General features: G+C 29.0%; 22 protein-coding genes. 12 read left to right on the forward strand and 10 right to left on the reverse strand.

Translation table 11 applies throughout. The features are described 5' to 3' along the window. Nucleotides 1-59: 59 nt before the first annotated feature. The 3 genes from BW723_RS12460 to fumC form a co-directional block, all read right to left on the reverse strand. Nucleotides 60-1,094 (reverse strand): TlpA family protein disulfide reductase, encoded by a 1,035-nt coding sequence (locus tag BW723_RS12460; protein ID WP_068360577.1) that lies wholly within the window; start codon nt 1,092-1,094, stop codon nt 60-62. 150 nt (nt 1,095-1,244) lie between these two features. Then, nucleotides 1,245-1,718, reverse strand: coding sequence for a nucleoside deaminase (locus tag BW723_RS12465; RefSeq protein WP_068360680.1), 474 nt, complete (start codon nt 1,716-1,718; stop codon nt 1,245-1,247). Between the two features lie 90 nt (nt 1,719-1,808). Then, on the reverse strand, nt 1,809-3,209 hold the full coding sequence (gene fumC, locus BW723_RS12470) for a class II fumarate hydratase (RefSeq protein ID WP_068360574.1): 1,401 nt from the start codon (nt 3,207-3,209) through the stop codon (nt 1,809-1,811). A 156-nt stretch (nt 3,210-3,365) separates the two neighbouring features. On the opposite strand from fumC, the gene BW723_RS17865 reads away from it, so the two are divergent. Then, nucleotides 3,366-3,539 (forward strand): hypothetical protein, encoded by a 174-nt coding sequence (locus BW723_RS17865; RefSeq protein ID WP_169835736.1) that lies wholly within the window; start codon nt 3,366-3,368, stop codon nt 3,537-3,539. 210 nt (nt 3,540-3,749) lie between these two features. Here BW723_RS17865 and BW723_RS12475 read toward each other — a convergent pair whose 3' ends face one another. From BW723_RS12475 to prfB, 3 genes are all read right to left on the reverse strand, one after another. Then, nucleotides 3,750-6,212 carry a TonB-dependent receptor gene (locus BW723_RS12475; protein WP_083139746.1) on the reverse strand — a complete coding sequence of 821 codons (2,463 nt, stop codon included), beginning with the start codon at nt 6,210-6,212 and terminating at the stop codon, nt 3,750-3,752. A gap of 97 nt (nt 6,213-6,309) precedes the next feature. Continuing rightward, nucleotides 6,310-6,651: an arsenate reductase (glutaredoxin) gene (arsC, locus tag BW723_RS12480; RefSeq protein WP_068360571.1), complete on the reverse strand. Its 342-nt coding sequence runs from the start codon at nt 6,649-6,651 to the stop codon at nt 6,310-6,312. A gap of 154 nt (nt 6,652-6,805) precedes the next feature. Beyond that, a complete protein-coding gene (gene prfB / locus BW723_RS12485; protein WP_068360568.1) occupies nt 6,806-7,906 on the reverse strand; it encodes a peptide chain release factor 2 in 1,101 nt (366 codons plus the stop codon). 173 nt (nt 7,907-8,079) lie between these two features. On the opposite strand from prfB, the gene BW723_RS12490 reads away from it, so the two are divergent. Both BW723_RS12490 and BW723_RS12495 read left to right on the forward strand, forming a co-directional pair. Further along, nucleotides 8,080-10,503, forward strand: a complete 2,424-nt coding sequence (locus BW723_RS12490) for a zinc-dependent metalloprotease (RefSeq protein ID WP_068360565.1) — start codon at nt 8,080-8,082, stop codon at nt 10,501-10,503. 104 nt (nt 10,504-10,607) lie between these two features. Next, entirely contained in the window at nt 10,608-11,138 is a 531-nt protein-coding gene (locus BW723_RS12495; RefSeq protein ID WP_068360562.1) for an AAA family ATPase, read from the forward strand. 6 nt (nt 11,139-11,144) lie between these two features. On the opposite strand, the gene BW723_RS12500 is transcribed toward BW723_RS12495, so the two are convergent. Next, nucleotides 11,145-13,586, reverse strand: coding sequence for a hypothetical protein (locus BW723_RS12500; protein ID WP_068360559.1), 2,442 nt, complete (start codon nt 13,584-13,586; stop codon nt 11,145-11,147). Between the two features lie 106 nt (nt 13,587-13,692). Between BW723_RS12500 and BW723_RS12505 the strand changes: the two genes are divergently transcribed. Further along, nucleotides 13,693-14,712, forward strand: coding sequence for a threonine aldolase family protein (locus BW723_RS12505; protein ID WP_068360556.1), 1,020 nt, complete (start codon nt 13,693-13,695; stop codon nt 14,710-14,712). On the opposite strand, the gene BW723_RS12510 is transcribed toward BW723_RS12505, so the two are convergent. Genes BW723_RS12510 through BW723_RS12520 form a run of 3 tightly spaced genes read right to left on the reverse strand, consistent with a single transcriptional unit; the run spans nt 14,709 to nt 16,345 of the window. After that, nucleotides 14,709-15,194 (reverse strand): hypothetical protein, encoded by a 486-nt coding sequence (locus BW723_RS12510; protein ID WP_068360553.1) that lies wholly within the window; start codon nt 15,192-15,194, stop codon nt 14,709-14,711. The genes BW723_RS12505 and BW723_RS12510 overlap by 4 nt on opposite strands. A gap of 8 nt (nt 15,195-15,202) precedes the next feature. Then, nucleotides 15,203-15,847, reverse strand: coding sequence for a hypothetical protein (locus tag BW723_RS12515; RefSeq protein ID WP_068360549.1), 645 nt, complete (start codon nt 15,845-15,847; stop codon nt 15,203-15,205). 3 nt (nt 15,848-15,850) lie between these two features. Further along, the gene (locus BW723_RS12520; protein WP_068360547.1) at nt 15,851-16,345 is read right to left on the reverse strand and encodes an RNA polymerase sigma factor; all 495 of its coding nucleotides are present in this window, start codon (nt 16,343-16,345) and stop codon (nt 15,851-15,853) included. 117 nt (nt 16,346-16,462) lie between these two features. On the opposite strand from BW723_RS12520, the gene BW723_RS12525 reads away from it, so the two are divergent. The 8 genes from BW723_RS12525 to BW723_RS12560 all read left to right on the forward strand — a co-directional run bounded on the left by BW723_RS12525 (nt 16,463) and on the right by BW723_RS12560 (nt 23,705). Next, a complete protein-coding gene (locus BW723_RS12525; RefSeq protein WP_226789261.1) occupies nt 16,463-17,356 on the forward strand; it encodes a MerR family transcriptional regulator in 894 nt (297 codons plus the stop codon). Between the two features lie 62 nt (nt 17,357-17,418). Beyond that, complete coding sequence (locus BW723_RS12530) at nt 17,419-18,885, forward strand: phytoene desaturase family protein (RefSeq protein WP_068360541.1); 1,467 nt, start codon at nt 17,419-17,421, stop codon at nt 18,883-18,885. A gap of 1 nt (nt 18,886) precedes the next feature. Further along, nucleotides 18,887-19,729 (forward strand): phytoene/squalene synthase family protein, encoded by an 843-nt coding sequence (locus BW723_RS12535; protein WP_068360538.1) that lies wholly within the window; start codon nt 18,887-18,889, stop codon nt 19,727-19,729. A gap of 2 nt (nt 19,730-19,731) precedes the next feature. After that, nucleotides 19,732-20,178, forward strand: coding sequence for a sterol desaturase family protein (locus BW723_RS12540; protein ID WP_068360535.1), 447 nt, complete (start codon nt 19,732-19,734; stop codon nt 20,176-20,178). Further along, nucleotides 20,178-20,858 (forward strand): lycopene cyclase domain-containing protein, encoded by a 681-nt coding sequence (locus tag BW723_RS12545; RefSeq protein ID WP_068360531.1) that lies wholly within the window; start codon nt 20,178-20,180, stop codon nt 20,856-20,858. The genes BW723_RS12540 and BW723_RS12545 overlap by 1 nt, the downstream gene beginning before the upstream one ends. An 86-nt stretch (nt 20,859-20,944) precedes the next feature. Continuing rightward, on the forward strand, nt 20,945-21,430 hold the full coding sequence (locus tag BW723_RS12550; protein WP_068360528.1) for a GlcG/HbpS family heme-binding protein: 486 nt from the start codon (nt 20,945-20,947) through the stop codon (nt 21,428-21,430). A gap of 20 nt (nt 21,431-21,450) precedes the next feature. Continuing rightward, nucleotides 21,451-22,971: a Dabb family protein gene (locus tag BW723_RS17635; RefSeq protein WP_083139743.1), complete on the forward strand. Its 1,521-nt coding sequence runs from the start codon at nt 21,451-21,453 to the stop codon at nt 22,969-22,971. A 17-nt stretch (nt 22,972-22,988) separates the two neighbouring features. Further along, complete coding sequence (locus tag BW723_RS12560; protein WP_068360525.1) at nt 22,989-23,705, forward strand: 3-ketoacyl-ACP reductase; 717 nt, start codon at nt 22,989-22,991, stop codon at nt 23,703-23,705. Nucleotides 23,706-23,716 lie beyond the last annotated feature (11 nt).

The following is a 23,716-nucleotide window of genomic DNA, read 5'->3' on the forward strand; positions in this document are numbered from 1 at the left end:
TGAATTATTTCGTAAGATTAGCGAACAAACTTTTTAGAGGGTTTAGCTTTTAAATTCCACTAAATACCTAAAGAAGTAAATAAAGATTTTAAATTTGGATCAGAAGGTCTTGGTGCATTTGCATTTACTATGTTACCTTGAGGATCAATTAAGATAAATCTAGGAATTCCGCTAATTTGATAATCTTGCTGAAAAGAATAATCTTGTCCTGCCCATAATTGAACACCAGACATATTTCTCTTTTTTACAAAATCACGCCATTTTTTTTCTGCAGCTTCCCAAGAACCACCACTTCTTCTAGATTCATCCGTAGAAATACTTACAAAAGTTATATTTTTATTATGATATTCTTTTTCTAAAGCTTGTAAATATGGAATTTGCTGAATACAAGGTCCACACCAAGTTGCCCAAACATCAATATAAACGTACTTACCCTTAAAAGAATTTAAAGATTTTGTACCTCCTTTTATATCAACATAATTTTCGAATGTTGGTGATGGTCTTCCTTTAGCCATCATTCTATTTTGAGCATAAGCATTATCAAAATAAGTAACAATTTGTTGATTCTGTTGTTTTATAGAAGTGTATAAAGCTGTATCAATATTATTATAAGAATCTAAAATACTATCAAAATCAGCTTTTATTTTATCTACTTTTTTTCTGAAAGCTTTTTGCTCTAAATCTAAAATTAATTGTGGATTTCCCATTTTCTGACTTCTCTCAATCTGAGCCAAAATAAAGTTACTGTTAGATGCGCCTTCTCCAGAAAATTTAATGCTTTCTAAAAAAGTATCAGTATTAGTATTTAAAGAAAGGTTATATCCGTTTTTTAAATAAATAGGCGCTCTTTTGTTAGAGCTAGTAAGTAATGTATAAATTTCTCCTTTATTGTCTTTTAGTTTTAAAGTGTCTTTAAAACTACCATCAGTATTAATTTTTATTTCTTTGATAATTCCTTTTCTGTCTGCAATAGAAATAATAGAATCTTTACTGTTTTCTAGTTTTCCAGATATTGTAAGATACTCTTTTGGCTGCTCTTGGCTACAAGCCACCATCATTAATAAACCAAAAAGTATTGTGCTAATTTTCTTCATTTTTTAATTTCAAATTTGTTGCAAATATAAAACATTAACAGGCATATGGTTGTTAAAATAATTGATGGATTTCGTTAATATGTTTAAGGTTAGTACAACATTTTATGTCTAACAAAAAAAATCCTGATTGTAATAATCAGGATTTTTAAATTAATATTCAATTTTATCTTGTTTTTCGCTCCATTTTTGAAATGGCTCTAAAGCAATTTCTCGACCAACTTGCTCAAATTTGATACTTCTTTTTTCGTATGGTAATGGTATTTCTTTATAGATAAATTCATCATCAAAACCAATATTTGCAGCATCTTGTTGATTACTTCCATAATATACTTTATCTGGTCTTGCCCAATAAATTGCACCTAAACACATAGGGCAAGGCTCGCAAGAAGTATAAATAATACAACCATCTAACTGAAAAGAACCTACTTTTTTACAAGCATCTCTAATTGCAGTAACTTCTGCGTGGGCAGTTGGGTCATTTGTAGAGGTTACTTTGTTATTTCCACGCCCAATAATTTCTCCGTCTTTTACTACAATACATCCAAAAGGTCCGCCTTCATTATTGTTCATTCCTTTTAAAGCTGCTTTTACAGCTTCACTCATAAATTCTTCGTGATTGTTCATCTTCATTTTCTATTATTATGATTTAATTTTTTTAGCCAAAAAAAAGCTGCATTAATGATGCAGCTTTAAGAGATTGTAAAATTAATATTTTTATTTTAAACTACCAGTCATTGCTGCAGGTTTTACCCATTCGTCATATTGTTCTGGAGTTACATAACCCAAACGTACAGCTTCTTCTTTTAAAGTTGTTCCGTTTTGGTGTGCAGTATTTGCAATTTCTGCAGCTTTATAATACCCTATTTTTGTATTTAAAGCAGTAACTAACATTAGCGAGTTGTTTACTAATTCTGTAATTCTTGAGCGATTTGGCTCTATACCAGCAGCACAATTATCTGTAAATGAAACACAAGCATCACCAATTAATTGAGCAGATTGTAAAACGTTTGCGGCCATCATTGGTTTAAAAACGTTTAACTCATAATGCCCTTGAGTACCACCCACAGTTACAGCAACATCATTACCCATAACTTGTGCACAAACCATTGTCATTGCTTCACATTGTGTTGGGTTTACTTTACCTGGCATAATAGAAGATCCTGGCTCGTTTGCAGGTATAATAATTTCTCCAATTCCAGATCTTGGCCCAGAAGCCATTAAACGAATATCGTTTGCAATTTTATTTAAAGAAACAGCAACTTGTTTTAAAGCGCCATGGGTTTCTACTAAAGCATCGTGTGCAGCTAAAGCTTCGAATTTGTTTTCTGCAGTTACAAAAGGCAAACCTGTAAATTCTGCAATATATTTTGCTACTAAAACATCATAACCTGCAGGCGTATTTAAACCTGTACCAACAGCTGTACCACCTAAAGCTAATTGAGATAAATGCTCTAATGTGTTTTTTAATGCTTTTAAACCAAAGTTTAATTGTGCAACATAACCAGAAAATTCTTGACCTAATGTAAGTGGAGTAGCATCCATTAAATGCGTTCTACCAATTTTTACAACATCGTTAAAAGCTTCTGATTTTGCTTGTAAAGTATCTCTAAGTTTAATAATTCCAGGAATTGTAGTTTCTACAATTTTTTTATAAGCAGCAATGTGCATACCTGTAGGAAAAGTATCGTTAGATGATTGCGATTTATTTACATCATCATTTGGTTGAATGGTTTTTTCGCCTTCACCAATTACTTTACCAGCAATTTCATGAGCTCTGTTAGCAATAACTTCGTTCACATTCATATTAGATTGTGTACCAGAACCAGTTTGCCAAATTACTAAAGGAAATTGATCATTGTGTTTACCTTCTAAAATTTCATCACAAACTTTTGCAATTAAATCTCTTTTTTCTGCGGCCATTACACCTAACTCTGTGTTTGTATACGCTGCAGCTTTTTTAAGATAGGCAAAACCATAAACAACTTCTAAAGGCATTGATGCAGCAGGACCAATTTTAAAGTTATTTCTAGAACGTTCAGTTTGTGCTCCCCAGTATTTATCTGCTGGCACATTTACTTTACCCATTGTGTCTTTCTCTACTCTGTATTTCGTCATTTTTAGTGTAATTTATGATGAAACAAATTTACAAAAAACAATTAGCACAGAATGTTGATAAATGTCATTTTTAGATTGTAAAAAAAAATATTTTTTTGATATGAATTTTTAAAAATTAGTATTATTTTTGAAAAATTAAAATTTCAAAGTATACAGATGTTAGATTTTTCAGAATTTTCAGGATTAGTTTTATTTATGTTCATTTTTACAGCTGGTTTTTGGTTGTTAATCTTTTTATTGACATTTGTAGTGCCTTACTGGATTGGAGGAACAATTTGGGAGAATATGAAGTTAAAAAGAGAAGCTAAAAAAGCTGCTGAAGGTAAGTAGTTTTATAGCTAAAATATATTATTATAAAAATGCTCGCAATTTGCGAGCATTTTTTTGTGCTAAAGATTAATGAACAATAGCTTGAATAAGTATTTTTTGATACCCTTATTAATTTTTAGTTAATTACTGTACTTTAATATTAGATAAAAAAAAATAGCTTACTTAATACAAGTAAACTATTTTTTTAAGTTTTAGGTTTATAAAAGTGGTTTATCCTTCAAATTCTTCACCACCCATTTCTTCTCTATCACCACCTCTTTGGTTTTTCTTTTTCTGATTAAATCTGTAAACAAAGCTTACACGAATTTGACGTTCTCTCCATTGAAACTCACTGTATTGCTCAAAAACATCTGGAACAGTTGTTGTACTTTGTCTTCTTCGTCCGTTAAAAACATCACTTACATTTAAACTTAAAGATGCTTTTTCGTTCCATAAATCTTTACTTGCAGCAATGTTCATTGTAAAAATACCATTACTTGAAGATTGTGCATCTTCAGAAGCACCTCTAAAATTAGAATTTATTTGTAAATCTGTTTTGCCAGGTAAAGTTAACTTTTGGTTTAATCTGATAAAAAATGTAGTATTTTTAAAATCGAAATTTTGAGTAACATTTGTTGTAGTATTTACATAATCTCCTTCAGTAGAAACGTTATATAAATTAAAATCACTATTAATATTCCAAATTTTAAAAGGTTTATAATTTAATGTAAACTCAAAACCAACTCTTTCTTCTAAAGATAAATTTATTGGAAATCTTCTAATTACAGGATCTCCATTATCTGTAAAATCTCCTGTGTTTTCTTGTATGTTTTCCCAATTATCGTTACTTCTGTTGTAGTAAATTGATGTACTTAAGGTAAACTTGTTCCATCTTTTTAAGTAACCTAAATCTAAAGCATCTGTAATAACAGGGTTTAAATCTACGTTACCACTGTAAATATTACTTTCGCTAGAACGACTTGGAAATGGGTTTAGACTTCTACCTCTAGGTCTTCTAATTCTTCTGTTGTAACCTATTGTCATATTTTCACCATCTTTAAATTCTAAACCGATATTAAGTGTTGGGAAAAGGTTATCATAACTTTTTTTGCTACTGCTGTTAGCAGTTTCTTGTTCAATTTCTACAGATGTATTTTCGTAACGCAAACCTGCTAATAAAGAAACTTTATTAAATTTTTGGCCGTATTGAAAATATGCTGCATTCACAAATTCTTTATAACCAAATGAATTGTTTAAACCAGTATCTGCTACTAAAGGACCATCAGGAAAAACTTGTCTTTCAGCTAAATAAAATTTATTATAAATATCTCTGTAATTACCTCTATAACCAGCTTCGTACTGAATAGATTCACCTACAGGATGTACATAATCTGCTTGTAAAAGAAAACGATCTTCATCTTGATCTTCGATTACTTGTTCTAAATCGTTTAATAAGTTAGTTTGAGTATCTACTTCTGTAATATTATTTAAAATATCTTCTGTTTCAGTTGAGTATTGAGTATTTATAGATAGTTTTTTTCCATTACCATCAAAGTTATTTACATAATCTAAAGTGTATTGAATTCTAGTTTCATCTTCAGACTCGTCTTCAGTTCTAAAAGTAGCTTCATTTATTCCTCCATCAGCATCATATCTGTTAATTTCATTAGAGTTTACATCATCATCATTACCAGAATTATAAATAATGTTACCAATAATACTTGAGTTTTGACTTAAATAATATTCAGCACCAAAACTTGTAAATACAGATCTACCTAATCTATCAAAATTTCTTTGTTCTGCAACTCTTGCATTTGGTGCAGTATCTAAAAAGTAATCAGTATCACTTAATGCATTACCAGGTGTTTCATTATATCTAAAACCTGTATTTGTAAATAGGTTCCATTTTTCAGTTCTCCAGTTAGCGTTAAAAGCTGTACCCACTCTTGCTGGGTAACCTAAATCTAATTGTAAAGAACCATTAAACCCTGTTAATTTATTTTTTCTTAAAATAATATTTAAGATTCCTGCTGTACCTTCTGCATCATATCTTGCAGATGGAGATGTAATAACTTCTACCTTTTCTATAGCTTCTGCTGGTATTTGTCTTAATGCATCTGCACCATTTAAACCAACTAAAGCACTTGGTCTACCATCAATTAAAATAGTAACATTTTCATTACCTCTTAAACTTACAGCACCTTCAACATCAACTTGAACAGAAGGTACGTTACCTAAAACATCACTGGCACTACCACCACGAATTGATAAATCTTTACCTATATTGAATACTTTTTTATCTAAACGAATATCTACAGTTGTTTTTTCTGCAATAATAACTACTTCATCCAAAGAGCTTAAATCCTCAGAAAGTTTAATTGTACCTAAGTTTAAGTTTTTAGTAATTTCTTGTGCAGGGTAGTTTTTAGATTTAAAAGAAATATATTCTATACTAATTATGTATGTTCCTTTTGGAGTTTTAATATTAAAATTACCATCAAAATCTGTAATTCCACCAGAAACTTTATCGGTTTTGGTGTTTTTTATAACAATGGTTGCATACTCTAAAGGTTGATTAGAGTTTGTGTCGATAACTTTACCAGATATTGAAACTTCGTTAGAAGTTGATCCTTGTTGTGCAAATAAAATTGCTGATGATAATAAAAAGCTAAATAGAATAATTTTTTTAATCAAGACTTGTTGGTTTTTAGTTTTAGACTACAAAGTTCTATTTAAGTTTAGTTTATATTAGTTAAAAAAAAGTTAAACAAGTTTTTAAAAAAGTTAAGCTTTATAAAACTGTAGCAATAGCTTCTGTTGGTCTACCAATTACAGCCTTGTTTTTATTGATAATTATTGGGCGTTCAATTAATTTCGGATTTTCTACCATAACTTTAATAATTTCTGAATCTGATAATTCTTTCCCTTTATAGTTTTCTTTCCAAATTTTCTCAGTTTTACGAACTAATTGAATTGGAGTAATGCCTAATAAATTGATAATTTCTGTTAGCTCAGTTTCACTTGGCACAGTTTCTAAATATTTAATAATCTCAAATTCTTTACCAGAATTTTCTAACAATTGTAATCCTTCTCTAGATTTTCTACATCTAGGGTTGTGGTATATTTTTATCATTTTTTCTTAAGTTTCAAAGTTTCAAAGTTTCAAAGTTTCAAAGTTTCAAAGTTTCAAAGTTTCAAAGTTTCAAAGTTTCAAAGTTTCAAAGTTTCAAAGTTTTTAATTTTGATTACTGATTACTGATTACTGATTACTGATTACTGATTACTGATTACTGATTACTGGCTTTTTGCCCATTCAGCATTAAATAGGCCTTTAAAAATGAATTGATATTACCATCCATAACAGCATCAACATTACCAGTTTCGTGAGCAGTTCTTACATCTTTTACTAATTTATAAGGATGCATTACATAGTTTCTTATTTGGCTTCCCCATTCATTTTTCATTTTGTTTGCTTCAATATCATCTCTTGCAGCTTGTTGTTTTTGCAATTCAATTTCATACAATTGCGATTTTAACATTTGCATTGCTGTAGCTCTATTATCGTGTTGAGAACGAGAATTAGAACAAGAAATTTGAATTCCTGATGGTTTATGCGTTAACTGAACTTTAGTTTCAACTTTATTTACATTCTGACCTCCAGCACCACTAGATCTTGCTGTTGTAATTTCTATATCAGCAGGATTTATATCAATTTCAATAGAATCATCAGCAACAGGATATACATAAACAGAAGCAAAAGAAGTATGACGTTTTGCATTAGAATCGAAAGGAGAAATACGAACTAATCTATGTACACCATTTTCACCTTTTAACCATCCAAAGGCATAATCTCCAGTAACTTCTACTGTAACTGTTTTTATTCCTGCAGCATCTCCTGCTTGATAATTGAGTGTTTTTAATTTAAAGCCTTGTTTTTCAGACCACATTGTGTACATTCTAAACAACATTTCTGCCCAATCACAAGATTCTGTTCCTCCTGCACCAGCTGTAATTTGTATTACAGCAGAAAGAGAATCACCTTCATCAGAAAGCATATTTTTAAATTCAATATCTTCTAAAAAAGCACTTACTTTATCAAATTGTTCAATTACTTCATTTTCATCAACTTCATCTTCTTTATAAAACTCATATAAAACATTTACATCTTCATTTAAAGTAATGGCTTTGTTGTAATCTTCTACCCATTTCTTTTTAAAACGTAGTTCTTTCATAACAACTTCTGCTGCTTTTGGATCGTTCCAAAAATCAGGATTTGCTGTTTTTTCTTCTTCATTGGCTATTTCTATGAGTTTTTTATCAATCTCTAAATAAGATTTTAATTTTTCAATTCTAGTAGCTATATCTTTCAGTTGGTCTTGTGTAATCATAAATTTTGTTTTGCTACGTAATTCATCAATTTAAAAATAATTCGTGAATTCGTGGCTAATTTTTATACTGAGTAGTAAGTATAAATTCGAAAAACAAAAATAAATGAAATTTTAAGATTTTAGGTTTTTATAGCTAATACTTATTTTATAGATTTATAAAAATTAATTTTACAATGAAAAAAACACTACTTCTTTTACTTTTCTTATCGCTTTATTTTAACGGGTTTTCGCAATTTCTTACTGAGAAAACTGGTAAAAATCTAAAAAAAGGAATCACCAAATACGAAGGTTATTTTACTTTTTATTATGATGAAAATCAGGATAAAGTTTACTTACAAATTGATAAAATAAATCAAGAATTTCTTTATGTTCGCTCACTTTCAGAAGGTTTAGGTTCTAATGATATTGGCTTAGATAGAGGTCAATTAGGAGGTGGAGTTGTAGTACATTTTAAAAAAGCTGGGAATAAAATTTTAATGGTGCAACCCAATTTAGATTATAGAGCTATTACTGATAATGAAGAAGAAAAAAACTCGGTTAGAGAGGCATTTGCAAAATCTGTTTTACACGGATTTGTTATCAAAGAAACCAAAGAAAATAATTATTTAGTAGATGCAACATCTTTTTTTATTAGAGATGCGCACGGAGTTGCCTCAAGACTAGCAAGAAGCAAAGAAGGGAATTACAGTTTAGATAAAAGTAGAAGTGCATTTAACTTAAAAAGAACAAAAGCATTTCCTAAAAATATTGAGTTCGATGTTTTATTAACATTTAAAGGGTCTCCAAAAGGTAGAAACATTAGAAGTGTTGTGCCAGATGCAAGTGCAGTTACTGTAAATCAACATCATTCTTTTGTAGAATTACCAGATAATAAATACAAACCAAGAAAATACGATCCACGTTCTGGTTCTTGGCAGATGAGTTATTTAGACTATTCTACACCAGTAAATGAAGCCATTACAAAACGTTTTATTTACAGACACAGATTAGAAAAAAAGAATCCAGAAGCAGCAATATCAGAAGCTGTAGAACCTATTATTTATTATTTAGATAGAGGAACTCCAGAACCTGTAAGAAGTGCTTTGTTAGATGGTGGACGTTGGTGGAATCAAGCTTTTGAAGCTGCAGGTTATAAAGATGCTTTTCAGTTTAAAATGTTGCCAGAAGGCGCAGATATGTTAGATGTACGTTATAACGTTGTACAATGGGTACACAGATCTACAAGAGGTTGGAGTTATGGTTCTAATATTTCTGATCCAAGAACTGGAGAAATTATAAAAGGCCACGTAAGTTTAGGAAGTTTACGCATTCGTCAAGATTATTTAATTGCGCAAGCTTTGCAAGCTCCTTTTAAAAATAATTCTGCTGATGATGAATTTGCATTGCAAATGGCAATTGCCAGAATTAGACAATTATCGGCTCACGAAATTGGGCACACTTTAGGTTTTAGTCATAATTTTGCAGCGAGTACAAATGGTAGAACTTCTGTAATGGATTATCCACATCCAAAATTTACTTTAAAAAATGGTAAAATAGATTTTTCTGATGCTTATGATGATAAAATTGGTGCTTGGGATAAAGTAACTGTTGCGTATTCTTATCAAGATTTCCCTAAAGGAATAGATCAGAACAAAGCCCTAAATAAAATTTTAGAAGATGCTTATGCAAAAGGACTAAAATATTTATCAGATTCTGATGCAAGACCTCAAGGTAGTGCAAGTGCAACAGCACATTTGTGGGATAATGGAGGAAATGTTTACGACGAATTAAACAATCTTTTAAAAGTTAGAAAAACTGCAATTGCAAAATTTTCTACGGATAATATAAAAGCTGGTCAACCTTATTCTGTTTTAGAAGATGTGTTTGTACCTCTTTATTTTTTACATCGTTTTCAAACAGAAGCAACAACTAAATTAATTGGTGGTTTAGATTATAGTTATGCTGTTAAAGGCGGAAACCAAACAGTAGTTAAAAGAGTTTCTGGAGATGTAGAGAAAAAAGCTTTAGAAGCCATTTTACAAACGATTTCTGTGGATGAAATTGCGATTCCTAAAGAAAAATTGGCATTATTTCCACCTAGAGCAATTGGTTATAATAGAACTAGAGAATCTTTTAAAAGTAAATTAGGGGTTGCTTTTGATGCTTTTTCTGCAGTAGAAACTGCTTCTGATATGACATTGAATTTATTATTAAATCCGCAAAGAATGTCTCGATTAATAGCGCATAAAAGTTTAGATAAAAATCAATTGGGATTAGATGCATTAATAGATGATTTAGTTGAAGCATCCATAAAAAAAACACATAAAGATAATTACCATCAAGAATTACAAAACGTAATAAATTCTAAAGTTTTAGAGCAATTGTTTTATTTAGGAGCATATAAAAATCAATACAAACAAGTAAATGCCATTGTATTATTTAAGTTAGATGAAATAAAAACTTATTTAAAAACTAAAAACGCATCTGGAATTCAGAAAATTTATGATGCTGCATTATTAAAAATGATTGATGGATATTTAAAAAATCCGACTTCATTTAAAAAATTAGCGGCTCCAAAAATGCCTGATGGTTCGCCTATTGGTAGTGAAGGTTATTAATTTTAAAGACTTTTTAAAAATAGAATTAACAAATATTCACTGAGTTTTAATAAAATGCTCAGTGAATTTTTTTATCTAATAGAATCAAGTAAATAAATATTTTAATGCATAGAAAAATAATTATTACTGGTACAACTTGTACAGGAAAAACAACGCTAGGTAAAAAAATATCTAAAGAATTTGGTATTCCGCAAATAGATTTAGATGATTTGCATTTTTTACCAAATTGGGTAGAAAAAGAAAATGAAGAATTTGTAAATGATGTAAATTCAGAAGTAGCAAAACATCAAGAATGGATTGTTACAGGTAGTTATCAATCACTTTTAAAAGATTCAGTTTGGCAAGAAGCAACTTTAATAGTTTGGTTAGATTATTCTTTGAGCTTAGTTTTAAGACGCTATTTTATTAGAACTTATAAAAGAGTTTTTTTGAAAGAAAAATGTTGTGGAGAAAATTATGAAACTTTAGGTAGAACCTTTTCTAAAGAAAGTTTATTTCTGTGGATATTTAAAAGTTATTGGGTTAGAAAAAAAAGAATGCATCATTGGCAAAACACTCTTTTTACGCATAAAAAATGGCTGATTTTAAAAAATCCTAAAGAAGAAAATAAGCTAAGATTGATGTTAAAACATTAATAATAATTATTCAACAACAATTGTACTTGTACCGTAAATAGGAATTCCTGTTTTTGTAATTCCTTGAACTTCTATCAAATAATTGCTCTTTAAATCCGAAGTAAAAAAGTCGATAATTACCTCGTTATTTTCTGTGGTTTTAATTTGAGGTTCCCAATGTAAAGTAGTTCTTAAATCTGATTTTGTACTTTCTTCAATTCCGTTAATATGATCTGGAGCATAGAATTCTTTGGCTGTGTAAAATCCGATAGCATTAAAATCGATAATTCCTGGTTTTCTCTTTACTTTTGAGTTTAATCCATTTCCATTTCCATTTCCTAATTTAGAGTAGATAGAAATTACAGAGCCGCTATTAGAAAAGAAAGCAGCATCTGCACCAATTAATACATCAACAAAAGAAACATTTGATGCATCTATATTCTGTAAATCTATAATATCTACAGGCATTTCATCATATAAAAATAAAGGTAGTTTGTTGGGTTCTCTATTGATATAAATAGAATCGCCAACTATATTTACACCAGGTATATTGTAAAAAATATCGAAAGCGTTGTTAGAAATAGCAATTTGGTTTTCAATATCGAATCTTCTAAAAGAATTTCCATAAGAAGTTCTAGCATTCATTTCATCTCTTCTAATATCTTTGTCTGTTTTTAGATTAGATTTTATGACAACTTCACTCAGCATATTTTCTTGATTTTTAAAAGCATTTTCAATGTCTTTAATGTATTGTTGATATTTTAAATAAGCATCTAAATTATTTTTATTGTTTTGACTTGCTGTAGTATCTCTGTAAATTTCAGGGCTTTTTTCTTCTTTATTTTTTACTATCAATACTTTTCGATCTCCTTTTTTTTGGGATTTAAAATTGGTTAATCTAGATTCTACTAAAACCGGAATTGAATCATAAAAAACATAAGGACCATAGCTAAAATTTCCATTAGCATCAGAATTTTTAATTGGTTCTTGTTCTATAACTTTACTGTAAAAAGTTAGTCTCGTAGGTAGAGATTGTGGCTTGTAAGGTGCTTTCATACTAAACGTTTTACCAGAAATAAATAGCCCTTTTTCTGCATCAAATCTATTTAACTTTTGATTAAAAAGTAGGTCTTGCCAAGTAAATCTTCGCCAACCATTGGTTCTCATAATTAAATCTAATAAATATTTTCTTTGATTATTTTCTTGTTCTTCAAAGAAATAATTTGGGTTTTCAATTTTTCCTTTTACATCAGAATTTAATAATAAATAAGTTTTAATATTTTCAGCATCTGTGCTTTCTGGAAAAGTATTCATATCCTTTACAGTCAATGATAAAATACTTTCTACATTTTTATCTTTAAAATCATTTACATCAATATTTAGACTTACTTTTTTTCTTGGTGTAAAATAATCTCTCGATTTTTTTATGTTAACATTTACAGTATTATTTTTATTATTTACAAAAACCAATCTTTCGCAAGTTGGTTGGTTACTAGAATTGAATAATGTAATATGTAAAACTCCATTATCTAATTTGTCTATTGGTAACTTTAAAACTTTACTTTTAGATTGCTCTTTTAATTGTTTATTAAATAAGATATTTCCTCTTTTATGTATGACTAAAGTGGTATTGAAAAGACCATTATTTCTATTCGATTTTAAGTTGATAAAAATTTCATCATTATTAATTACTGCATTTAAAACATTACCAACTGGCAAAGCTTTTGGTAAAGGATACGTATAATCAGTGTCTTTAAAACTAATTTTAGCAAAGTAAGTTTCATCTTTTTTAGGAGTAATATTAAACATCCCTAATCCAAATTTTGAAGATGAAAAAGTAGTTACAAGATTATCATCTTGATCATAAATTGAAATAGGTGTTTTTACCTCATTAAAAATTGAATTTTTTAATTTGATGGCAACAAAATTACTCAAGTCGTTTACTAAATAACCACCTTCAGGATAAAAATGAAGATTGGGTTTGTTATCTATGATTTCTTTATTTTCAGTACTTATGGTTAAAGGATTTACTTTATCAGACCAAATCATAATTTCCTTTTGAAAAAATGAAGCAGAACCACTATTTTTCATATAATTAGTATATGCCCTAATTAAATATTTACCAGGTTTTACATCCTCAGAAATTGAGAAATCTCCTGCAACAGAAACTTCTGACATATAAAATTTTTTATGATCTAGAATGCTATCTTTTTCATTAATCAATTCAGCATGTACAACCTTACTTTTATTCGATTTTAAATGATTTGTAGCATCAACCAAATAAGCAGAAAACCAAATACGATCTTCAATATTGTAATTACTCTTATCTGTATGAACAAATATTTTTTCTTGATGATCTACATTTGTAAACTGGTCTAATTTATCTTTAACAACTTCTGTAAAAGTGGAATTCTGCCCAAAAGAAAAGAAATGGACACATAAAATTAATAGAAAAACAAGCTTTTTCATTATAAGGATTTTTGATGCTTAGTAAATGTAGCATCAAAATAAATAATAATTTATTTTTTTAAAAAAATTTAACGTGTATTTACATTTTATTCTATAGTTTAGAACAATGGTTATAGACTTAATTTCAGATACAGTAACTAAGCCAACATCAGAGATGTTAGCTGCAATGATGAATGCAAAAGTAGGCGATGATGTTTTTAAAATGGATCCTACAGTAAACGCACTAGAGCAAAAAGCTGCAAAAATGTTTGGTATGGAAGATGCTCTTTTTTTTCCATCAGGAACAATGGCAAACCAAACAGCCATAAAATTGCACACGCAACCAGGAGATTTAATTATTGCTGATAAATATGCTCATATCTATAATTATGAGAGTGGAGGAGTAGCATTTAATTCTGGAGTTACGTGTAAGTTAATAGATGGAAACAGGGGTATGTTTACAGCAAGTCAAATTGAAGAATTTGCTGCTGTAAAACCACAAATTTATTTGCCTTTTACCAAAATGATTTGTGTAGAAAACACGACAAATAAAGGTGGTGGAGCTTGTTGGGATTTTTCTGAATTAGAAAAAATTAAACAAGTGGCACAAAAAAACAATTTAGCTTATCATTTAGATGGTGCAAGATTGTTTAATGCTATGGTTGCAAAAAAACAAACTCCAAAACAATATGGAGCCCTTTTTGATACTATTTCTATTTGTTTGTCTAAAGGTTTAGGAGCTCCAATTGGTTCTCTTTTATTGGGGTCTAAAAAAAATATTGCTTATGCTTTAAGACTTCGAAAATTATTAGGAGGCGGTATGAGACAAGTTGGTTTTTTAGCTGCAGCTGGTATTTATGCTCTAGATAATAACATAGAAAGATTAGCAGAAGATCATAAAAAAGCAAAAGAAATTGCTACTGTTTTAGAAACCTGTAGTTATGTTACTAAAATAGAACCTGTAGAAACCAATATTCTAATTTTTTATGTAGATGATAAAATTGGTGTAGATAATTTTATTGAAAAAATGGCAGCAAAAAATATTCTATTAACGCCTATGGGCGAAGGTAAAATTAGAATTGTAACCCATTTAGATTATACAGATGACATGCACGAAATTTTATTAAAAGAGCTAAAAGCTTTTTAAAAATAGAAACGAACTACTGGCGATATTGGTGAAGCAAAAATACTTTTGTTTTCATCATACAAAACGTCATAACGAATTCCCAACGCAAATCTGCCTTGGTTGTAAGCGACACCTAAATGTAAGGCTGGGAAATTTGTACTTATAGAATTACCATTAAAAGTAGATTGGTTTGCAAAATAGTAATCAAAATCTGTAGAAAATTGAACTCCAAAATTGGTTTGATACAATCCAATAATACTTGTACTGTATACATTTGTTGTAAAATCATTAATTTCACTGTATAGATAACCAAGTCCTGCACCTAAAGCAAAACCATTATCAAAATTATAGATTGCACTTGGCGAAATACCAATAGTTGTTTGATTACCAAAACTAGCTGTAAAACCACCACCAAATTGAACGTTGTCCCAAAAATCAGATTTTTGTTGAGCAGCAAGCGGTATTGAGAAACCTAAAAATAATACTAAGAATAACTTTTTCATACAATTGTTTAATTTAACGCATCTAACCTAGCCAATTCTTTATAATTTTTGTTTAATTTTCGTAAAAGAATTCCGTAGACTAATTTGTAAAACAACCATAGAAATACCAAAATAATAATTAATGCAACAACTTGACTAATAATAGTTATAGTAATAATTTGGCTCATATCAATAGCCAAATTATCAGGATTCATTGTTTGCATTAATTTATCAGAGTCAGAAAACATTACTACATTTAAAACTATGCTGATAAGAAAAACAGTAGCTAGATTATAAAAAACATAGTACTTAACTGTTTTTCTAATTCGTAGAATATTTTTCATTAATTTTCTTGTACTATCAGTTAAAGATACTCTTTGATGATTGTTGTAAAATAAATACAAAAATATGGCAATAATTATGTAGTGTAAAACTACAAATACCTTTAAAAACCCTGTTAAATTAAGGTCTTCATATACTTGATAAAAACTATCAGGAATCACAAAATTTAAAGCACTCCAGAATAAAAATTCTAAAATACCAATAATAAAAATCCATTTTACAATAGATGAAGATTTTGAATGAGCAAGTTTATAAATCTCTTTAGCAGAGTGTTTATTTTGCTCTTCAGGCTGATTTTTCCAAGCCTTTTTATAATTGTCTAATACATCCATAAACTATGGGTTTAGTATATTTTTTAATTTTTCTTTAGCTCTGTTCATCTTTACTCTTGCATTTACAGAGGTAATTCCTAATGTTTCAGATATTTCTTTATAAGGTTTATCTTCTAGGTATAAGAAAATAAGCGCTTTATCAATATCATTTAATCTGTGTATGGCTTTATACAAAGCACCTAGTTGTTTTTCTTCTGTATCATCATAATCTGTAGCTTTAATTTTATACGCAAAATCGCTAATATCTTGTGTTTTTACTGTTCTAGTCGATTTTCTATACAAAGAAATAGCGGTGTTTAAAGCCACTCTATACATCCAAGTACTAAATTTAGAATCTCCTCTAAACTTCGGATAGTTTTTCCAAAGTTGAATTGTTATTTCTTGAAACAAGTCATTATGAGCATCTCTATTTGTAGTATATACTCTACAAATTTTATGTGCTATATTTTGGTTTGTCTCAAAGTCCGATAAAAATTTAATCTCTAAATCTTTCTGCACTTGTAGTTAGTTGGTTTATTTATTAGTACCAAAATAGTACAAATTGTTACATTATTTTTCAATAAATTTTAATTTAAAATAAAATTCATAAATTTGTTGAATAAAATACAAATTAAATTGAACAATATTAAACAAGATTTTACTATTAAAGACCTTGAAAATATTTCAGGAATAAAAGCGCATACCATAAGAATTTGGGAAAAGCGTTACAATTTATTGCAACCAAAAAGAACAGATACCAACATAAGATATTATTCTCCAGAGAACTTAACTAAGCTTTTAAATATTGTTTTATTAAACAAAAATAATTTTAAGATTTCTAAAATTGCAGCAATGTCAGAAGATGATATTACTACAAAATCTAGAGAATTAGCCTTTAATATTGCTATAAATGATGAAGCCATAAATGCTTTAAAAGTAGCTATGTTTCAGTTTGATAAAATTCTATTTAATAATACGTACAACAAGCTTTTGCATAAAAAAACGTTTAGAGAAATCTTTAAAGATATTTTCATTCCGTTTTTAGACCACATTGGTTTATTGTGGCAAACCGAAACTTTATTGCCAGCTCACGAACATTTTATATCAAATTTAATTGCACAAAAAATTCAGACGAATACAGAAAAATTACAATACAGTATTAGCAACACCAATAAAACTTATGTGTTGTTTTTGCCAGAAAATGAAATACACGAATTAGGTTTATTGTATTTAAATTACGAATTAGTACTTAGAGGGCATCACACAATATACTTAGGGCAGAGTTTACCTTTAAATAATCTAAATTATTTCTTAGAAAGTGAGCGTGAAGTTTGTTTTATATCATCCTTTACAATTCAGCCTTATGACGATAAAATAGAGGGCTATTTTAATCAGATAGAAGAGGTTATGAAAGATACCAAAAATCAATTTATTGCTGTTGGTAGAAAGGTAGATAAAGTAAAACATCTACAATTAATAGATAATATCCAATTACACTATTCAATATCAGATTTGTTAAAGGTCTTATAATTTTTATTTCTTCCATTAATATTGTTTAGTAAATTGCTATATTTGTTGAACAAATTATTTAAATGGATAAAAGTGTACATATTATAGGTTCTGGTTTTTCTGCTTTAGCGGCTTCTTGTTATTTGGCAAAACAAGGTTATAATGTAAAGGTTTTAGAAAAAAATAATACATTAGGTGGTAGAGCAAGACAATATAAAAAGGATGGTTTTACTTTCGATTTAGGTCCTTCTTGGTATTGGATGCCAGATGTTTTTGAACGTTTTTTTGCTGATTTTGGTAAAAAGCCTTCAGATTATTACACCTTAGATAAGTTAAGTCCGGGTTACGAAGTATATTTTGGTAAAAACGATTCCATAACAATTTCTGATCGTTTAGAAGAAATTTATGATTTGTTCGAAAAAGAAGAAAGAGGAAGTAGTAAACATTTAAAAAGTTTTTTAGATTCTGCCAAAGCAAATTACAATACTGCTATAAAAGATTTAGTCTATAAACCTGGAGTTTCGCCTTTAGAACTAGTAAATACAACTACAATTGCAAGAGTAACTCAGTTTTTTTCTACCATTAGAAAACAAGTTAGAAAGAATATAAAAAATAAAAAGTTAATTCAAATTTTAGAATTCCCAGTTTTATTTTTAGGGGCAAAACCAAGCAATACTCCAGCATTCTATAATTTTATGAATTATGCAGATTTTGGTTTAGGAACTTGGCACCCAAGAGGAGGGATGTACAAAGTTATTGAAGGAATGGTAACCTTAGCTAGGAGTTTAGGTGTTCATTTTGAGTTGAATGCAAACGTAGAAAAGATTTTGGTTGATGATCAAAAAAAGGTAAAAGGATTATTGGTTAACGGAAAACAGGTTGATACAAATTTGGTGTTAAGTGGTGCAGATTATCATCATACAGAAACATTATTAGATACTAATTTAAGACAATATTCAGAATCTTATTGGTCTAAAAAAACATTTGCACCCTCTTCATTATTATTTTATGTTGGTTTTGATAAGAAAATAAAAAATGCAAGTCATCATACATTATTTTTTGATTCTGATTTTGATGCACATGCAGAAGAAATTTACGACAATCCAAAATGGCCTACAAATCCTTTATTTTATGCCAATTTTACTTCGATGACAGATAAAACTTCTGCACCAGAAGGTAAAGAAGCCGGCTTTTTCTTAATTCCTTTAGCACCGGGTATAAAAGATACAGAAGAATTAAGAGAAGCGTATTTTCATAAAATAATGGACAGATTTGAGCAATTAACAAACCAAGAAGTTAAAAAACACGTATTGTTTAATAGGTCTTTTTGTGTAAAAGATTTCGAGAAAGAATACAACTCATATAAAGGTAATGCTTATGGTATGGCAAATACATTATTACAAACTGCATTTTTAAGGCCAAAAATTAAAAGTAGTAAAGTAAAAAATTTGTATTTTACAGGACAGTTAACTGTGCCAGGTCCAGGTGTACCTCCTGCATTAATATCAGGAAAAATAGCATCAGACTTAATCATCAAAAATCAACAGTAAAATGAAAGAATTATTCGACAACGTTTCTAACAAATGCAGTAAAATTGTTACCAAAAGTTATAGTACTTCATTTTCTTTAGCTGTAAATATGTTATCGCCCAAAATTAGGGTAGATATTTATAATATTTACGGTTTTGTACGTTTTGCTGATGAAATTGTAGATACCTTCCATAATTACAATAAAGAAGAATTAATGGCGCATTTTGAGCGCGATTATTATATGGCAAAAGAACAAGGTATTAGTTTAAATCCGATTTTAAATTCTTTTCAGCAAACTGTAAAAAGGTATAATATCCCTGATGAAATGGTTCAAGCTTTCTTAAAAAGTATGAAAGCAGATTTACATAAAACACAATACCAAACAAAAGCAGAGTACGATGAATATATTTATGGTTCTGCAGATGTTGTAGGTTTAATGTGTTTAAAAGTTTTTGTTGATGGTAATGAAGATCAATACGAAAATTTAAAAGATGCAGCAATGCGTTTGGGTTCTGCTTTTCAAAAAGTAAATTTCTTACGAGATTTAAAAGATGATTACGAGGTTTTAAATCGTTCGTATTTTCCGAATGTAGATTTAGGGCAGTTAAATGCCATTTCTAAACAAATTATTATCGATGAAATAGAGGCCGATTTTGATTATGCATATACAAACGGAATTTTAAAATTACCTGTAGAAGCAAAATTCGGAGTTTATATGGCTTATAGGTATTACAGAAGGTTACTAAAGAAATTAAAAGCAGTACCTTCAGAAAAAATTATGGATACAAGAATCCGTATTTCAGACCCAATGAAAATAAATTTGTTGGCTAGGAGTTATGTAAAATATAAATTGAATATTATTTAAAAATGTTTGTTTTAATCACTTTAGGAGTTTTTTTATTGATGGAAGGCATAACTTGGTGTACTCATAAATATGTAATGCACGGCTTTGGTTGGTTTTTACATGAAGATCATCATGAACCTGGTTATCCTCATGTATTTGAAAAAAATGATGCCTTTTTTATTGTTTTTGCAATACCAAGTATGGCTTTATTTTATTTTGGTACATATACAGCTCACACTTATTTGTTTTTTATAGGTTTAGGAATTTTATTTTACGGAATTGCCTATTTTTTAGTTCATGATGTTTTAATCCATCAACGTTTTAAATGGTTTAAAAGAACAAATAACAGATATTTAAAAGGATTAAGAAAAGCACATAAAATTCATCATAAAAATATGGGAAAAGAAGACAGCCAATGTTTTGGAATGTTGTTTGTGCCATTTAAATATTTTAAAAAACCTAAAGCTTAGTGTTTTTATACCTGCTTTTAAATCTTGGATCTTTTAGTATTCCTTTTGCATATTCTTTCGAAAAAAATATGCGATTCATAAAACATTGGAAAGCAGTTTTCTTATCATTAACCATAGTAGCAACCATTTTTTTAATTTGGGATGCTATTTTTACTGCAAACGGAGTTTGGGGTTTTAATCCTGATTATCACATTAATTTATTACTCTTTGGAATGCCGATAGAAGAATGGCTTTTCTTTTTTTGCATTCCTTATGCAAGTATTTTTATTCATTATTCTTTAGCTTATTTTAAACCTGATTTATTAATATCTGAAAAAATTACAAAAGGAATTACACTTTTTTTTATGGTAATTTTAGTTCCGGTAATTTTTATGAATACAGATAAAGCTTACACATTTGTAAATTATCTATTTTTAGAATTTGTTTTGCTGATAGGTTTTTTCTTCGGATTAAAATATTTACAAAGATTTTACATCGCTTTCTTAATAATCTTAGTTCCTTTTTTTATTGTAAACGGAATTCTGACAGGTACAGGCATAGAAGAACCTGTAGTTTGGTACAATAATGCAGAAAATTTAGGTATTCGACTTTTAACCATACCAATAGAAGATATTGGTTACGCATTCACTATGCTTTTTGGTAATGTTTTTCTGATAGAAAAGTTTAAGAAAAAAATTTAAAATAGAAATCTTTTTCAAGTTGAACTTGTTCAACAATTTAATCAATAGATTTTTTAATTTTTGTAATTGAAACCTACAATTGAATTATGAACCTTTTAAAAAAATTAAAAATTGCAATTTTTACCGTAATTTTAATACTGATTTCAAACACTGCTTTTACACAGATTACAAACGATATTTCGCATGAAGATGCTTTAAAAGTATTGTTAGCAGCAAAGAAAAAAGCAGAAGAAACTAATGTTTTAGTAAATATTGCTGTTGTTGATGCTGGTGCCAATTTAAAAGCATTTATTAGAATGGATGAATCTTTTTTAGGGAGTATAGATGTTGCCATTAAAAAAGCAAAAACAGCTAGATATTTTGATATAGATACAGGAAAATTAGGCGAATTAACACAACCTGGTGGAATTATTTATAATATTGAACATTCTAATGGAGGTTTAATAACTTTTCCTGGTGGCTATCCTATCAAAAATAAAAATGGAAAAATTATTGGTGCAATTGGTGTTAGTGGTGGTACAATAGATCAAGATAGAGCAATTGCAATTTTTGGAGCAGAATCAATCATCTAATAAAATATAAAAATAAAATAATGAATTATATCAAAACATATTTTCTAGTATTTGTCTTGTTTTTATCGCAAGTTTTATTATCGCAAAATACAGATAATTTAATGTTGTACAGACAAGATTTTAAAAATACTGCAGGTAAAAATACGGTTTCTGTTACTAGTTATGTAAAAAATGGAGCACATTACATTTTTGCAGGTGGAATAGGAGATATTGATGTTTATCAATTAGACGAAAAAGGAATTTTAACCCCAATTAGCAATCACGAATTGCATATGAAAAAGGGACCAGCAAGAGGTATGGTTGCAGACAATATTAATGGTACAGATTTTCTTTTTGTGGCTAATAAATTTGGTAACGTAATTGAAACTTTTAAAATTCTAGAAAATGGAAGTTTAGAGCGAGTTTCTTTGGTAGAAGACACAGAGGATACGCATTTAGGAACTGCAATTACTTTGCAAGTTGTACATATGAAAAATGATGCTTACTTGTTTATTGGCGGTTTAGAAGAAAACCCTGGGTTAAGTAGTTTTAAAATTCATAATGATGGTAAGTTAACCCACGTAAAGTCTATGAAAGACAACGATAAAATTCACACAGATGGAATTATTGGAATGTTTACACACAAAATTAATGGAAAAACTTTTTTATACACAGGTGGTTTTCAAGATAATGGGGTAAGTAGTTTTAGGATTTACGATAATGGTAAGTTTAAAAACATCAATAATATTAGTGATAATGATACAGATCGTTATTTAACAGGTGCTTATCCTGTAACTGGAGTAGGTTTAGGCGATAATAAATATGTAATTGTTGGGCACAGACATCATAAATATTACAAAAGAAAAGGATTCATTAAAAAAACAGATTTTCTATATCATGGAGATGCTGTAAGTATTTTTAAGGTTGATAAAAAAGGTGCATTAGTTCCGCATTTTGTTTTAAAGGATGATGAAAAAACAAAACTGATTGGTCAAACTAGAATAGAAGTAGTTTCTGTAGAAAACAACGAAGCAGTTTTGGCTGTAGGTACTAGAAATGACGCAAGTATTCAATTATTAAAATTATCAGAAGCAGGTGTTTTAAGTCCGATAAATTATTTAGAAACCGGTTTTGAAATTTATTACGGATTAAGAGCGCATCAAATTAATGGACAAAATTTCTTAATTGCAGGTGCTTTTAATTGGGGTTTACAAAAAATAGCGACTTATAAAGTTGATGCTAAAATCAATAGAAAAGGTAAGGTTTTAAGACATATGGTAAATCTAAAATATAAAGAGGATGCTACTGAAAAACAAGTTAACGATGCTGTAAAAGCTTTTGTAGATCTTAAAAATAAAATTCCTGAAATTGTAGATTTAGAATGGGGTTTAAATGATAGTACAGAAGGCCATACAAAAGGATTAACACATTGTTTTACCTTAACTTTTAATGATGAAAATGCTAGAGAGGTATATCTTTTTCATAAAGAACATCAAAAAATGGTAAAAAAAATAGGTCCAATTATTTCAGATGTTTTAGTTTTGGATTATTGGACAAAATAAAATTAAAATAAAAAGATATGAGTACTTTAAAAAGTAAAAAAGCGATAATTACTGGTGGTAGTAAAGGTTTAGGAAAAGCAACTGCTATAGCATTTGCAAAAGAAGGAATTGATGTTGCAATTACTGGTAGAACAGAAAGTGTTTTAAAAGAAACTGTAGCTGAATTGGAAACTTACGGAGTTAAGGCAACTTACGCTGCTTTTGATGTAGGTGATTATGATGATGTAAAAACTAATATTAAAACGATTATAGACACTTTAGGAGGTGTAGATATTTTGGTAAATAATGCAGGTATTGCAGCAATAGGTTCTTTTATGGATATGGAAGTTGCAACTTGGAGCAAAATTATACAAACCAATGTTATGGGGATGTATTATGTTACCAAAGAGGTTTTACCACATTTAATTGAGAAAAACGAAGGTGATATTATTAATGTATCTTCTACAGCAGGTTTAAACGGAAATGCAAATATTTCTGCTTATAGTGCTTCTAAATTTGCAGTAATAGGTTTATCAGAATCTTTAATGAAAGAAGTTCGCAAGCTCAATATTAGAGTAAATACATTAACACCAAGTACCATAGAATCTGATTTAACCATCGATTTAGGAATGTTAGAAAAAGGTTCAGATCACGTTTTACAACCTGAAGATTTTGCAGAATTAATTTTAGCGGGTTTAAAATTACCAAGAAGAGCTATGTTAAAAGGCGCTTCTTTATGGTCTACAAATCCTTAAAATTTAGTTGA

Origin of the sequence: Polaribacter reichenbachii (genome assembly GCF_001975665.1) — a bacterium.
Taxonomy (GTDB): domain Bacteria; phylum Bacteroidota; class Bacteroidia; order Flavobacteriales; family Flavobacteriaceae; genus Polaribacter; species Polaribacter reichenbachii.

Bases quoted from the DNA above. Each gene is read 5' to 3' on its own strand.
- BW723_RS12510 (WP_068360553.1), bottom strand. From the start codon at position 15,194: ATGAAAAAGTTATTCTTAGTATTATTTTTAGGTTTCTCAATACCGCTT.
- BW723_RS12515 (WP_068360549.1), bottom strand. From the start codon at position 15,847: ATGGATGTATTAGACAATTATAAAAAGGCTTGGAAAAATCAGCCTGAA.
- BW723_RS12560 (WP_068360525.1), top strand. From the start codon at position 22,989: ATGAGTACTTTAAAAAGTAAAAAAGCGATAATTACTGGTGGTAGTAAA.
- BW723_RS12460 (WP_068360577.1), bottom strand. From the start codon at position 1,094: ATGAAGAAAATTAGCACAATACTTTTTGGTTTATTAATGATGGTGGCT.
- BW723_RS12490 (WP_068360565.1), top strand. From the start codon at position 8,080: ATGAAAAAAACACTACTTCTTTTACTTTTCTTATCGCTTTATTTTAAC.
- BW723_RS17635 (WP_083139743.1), top strand. From the start codon at position 21,451: ATGAATTATATCAAAACATATTTTCTAGTATTTGTCTTGTTTTTATCG.
- BW723_RS12550 (WP_068360528.1), top strand. From the start codon at position 20,945: ATGAACCTTTTAAAAAAATTAAAAATTGCAATTTTTACCGTAATTTTA.
- BW723_RS12505 (WP_068360556.1), top strand. From the start codon at position 13,693: ATGGTTATAGACTTAATTTCAGATACAGTAACTAAGCCAACATCAGAG.
- BW723_RS12465 (WP_068360680.1), bottom strand. From the start codon at position 1,718: ATGAACAATCACGAAGAATTTATGAGTGAAGCTGTAAAAGCAGCTTTA.
- prfB (WP_068360568.1), bottom strand. From the start codon at position 7,906: ATGATTACACAAGACCAACTGAAAGATATAGCTACTAGAATTGAAAAA.
- BW723_RS12495 (WP_068360562.1), top strand. From the start codon at position 10,608: ATGCATAGAAAAATAATTATTACTGGTACAACTTGTACAGGAAAAACA.
- fumC (WP_068360574.1), bottom strand. From the start codon at position 3,209: ATGACGAAATACAGAGTAGAGAAAGACACAATGGGTAAAGTAAATGTG.
- BW723_RS12540 (WP_068360535.1), top strand. From the start codon at position 19,732: ATGTTTGTTTTAATCACTTTAGGAGTTTTTTTATTGATGGAAGGCATA.
- BW723_RS12535 (WP_068360538.1), top strand. From the start codon at position 18,887: ATGAAAGAATTATTCGACAACGTTTCTAACAAATGCAGTAAAATTGTT.
- BW723_RS12530 (WP_068360541.1), top strand. From the start codon at position 17,419: ATGGATAAAAGTGTACATATTATAGGTTCTGGTTTTTCTGCTTTAGCG.
- BW723_RS17865 (WP_169835736.1), top strand. From the start codon at position 3,366: ATGTTAGATTTTTCAGAATTTTCAGGATTAGTTTTATTTATGTTCATT.
- arsC (WP_068360571.1), bottom strand. From the start codon at position 6,651: ATGATAAAAATATACCACAACCCTAGATGTAGAAAATCTAGAGAAGGA.
- BW723_RS12500 (WP_068360559.1), bottom strand. From the start codon at position 13,586: ATGAAAAAGCTTGTTTTTCTATTAATTTTATGTGTCCATTTCTTTTCT.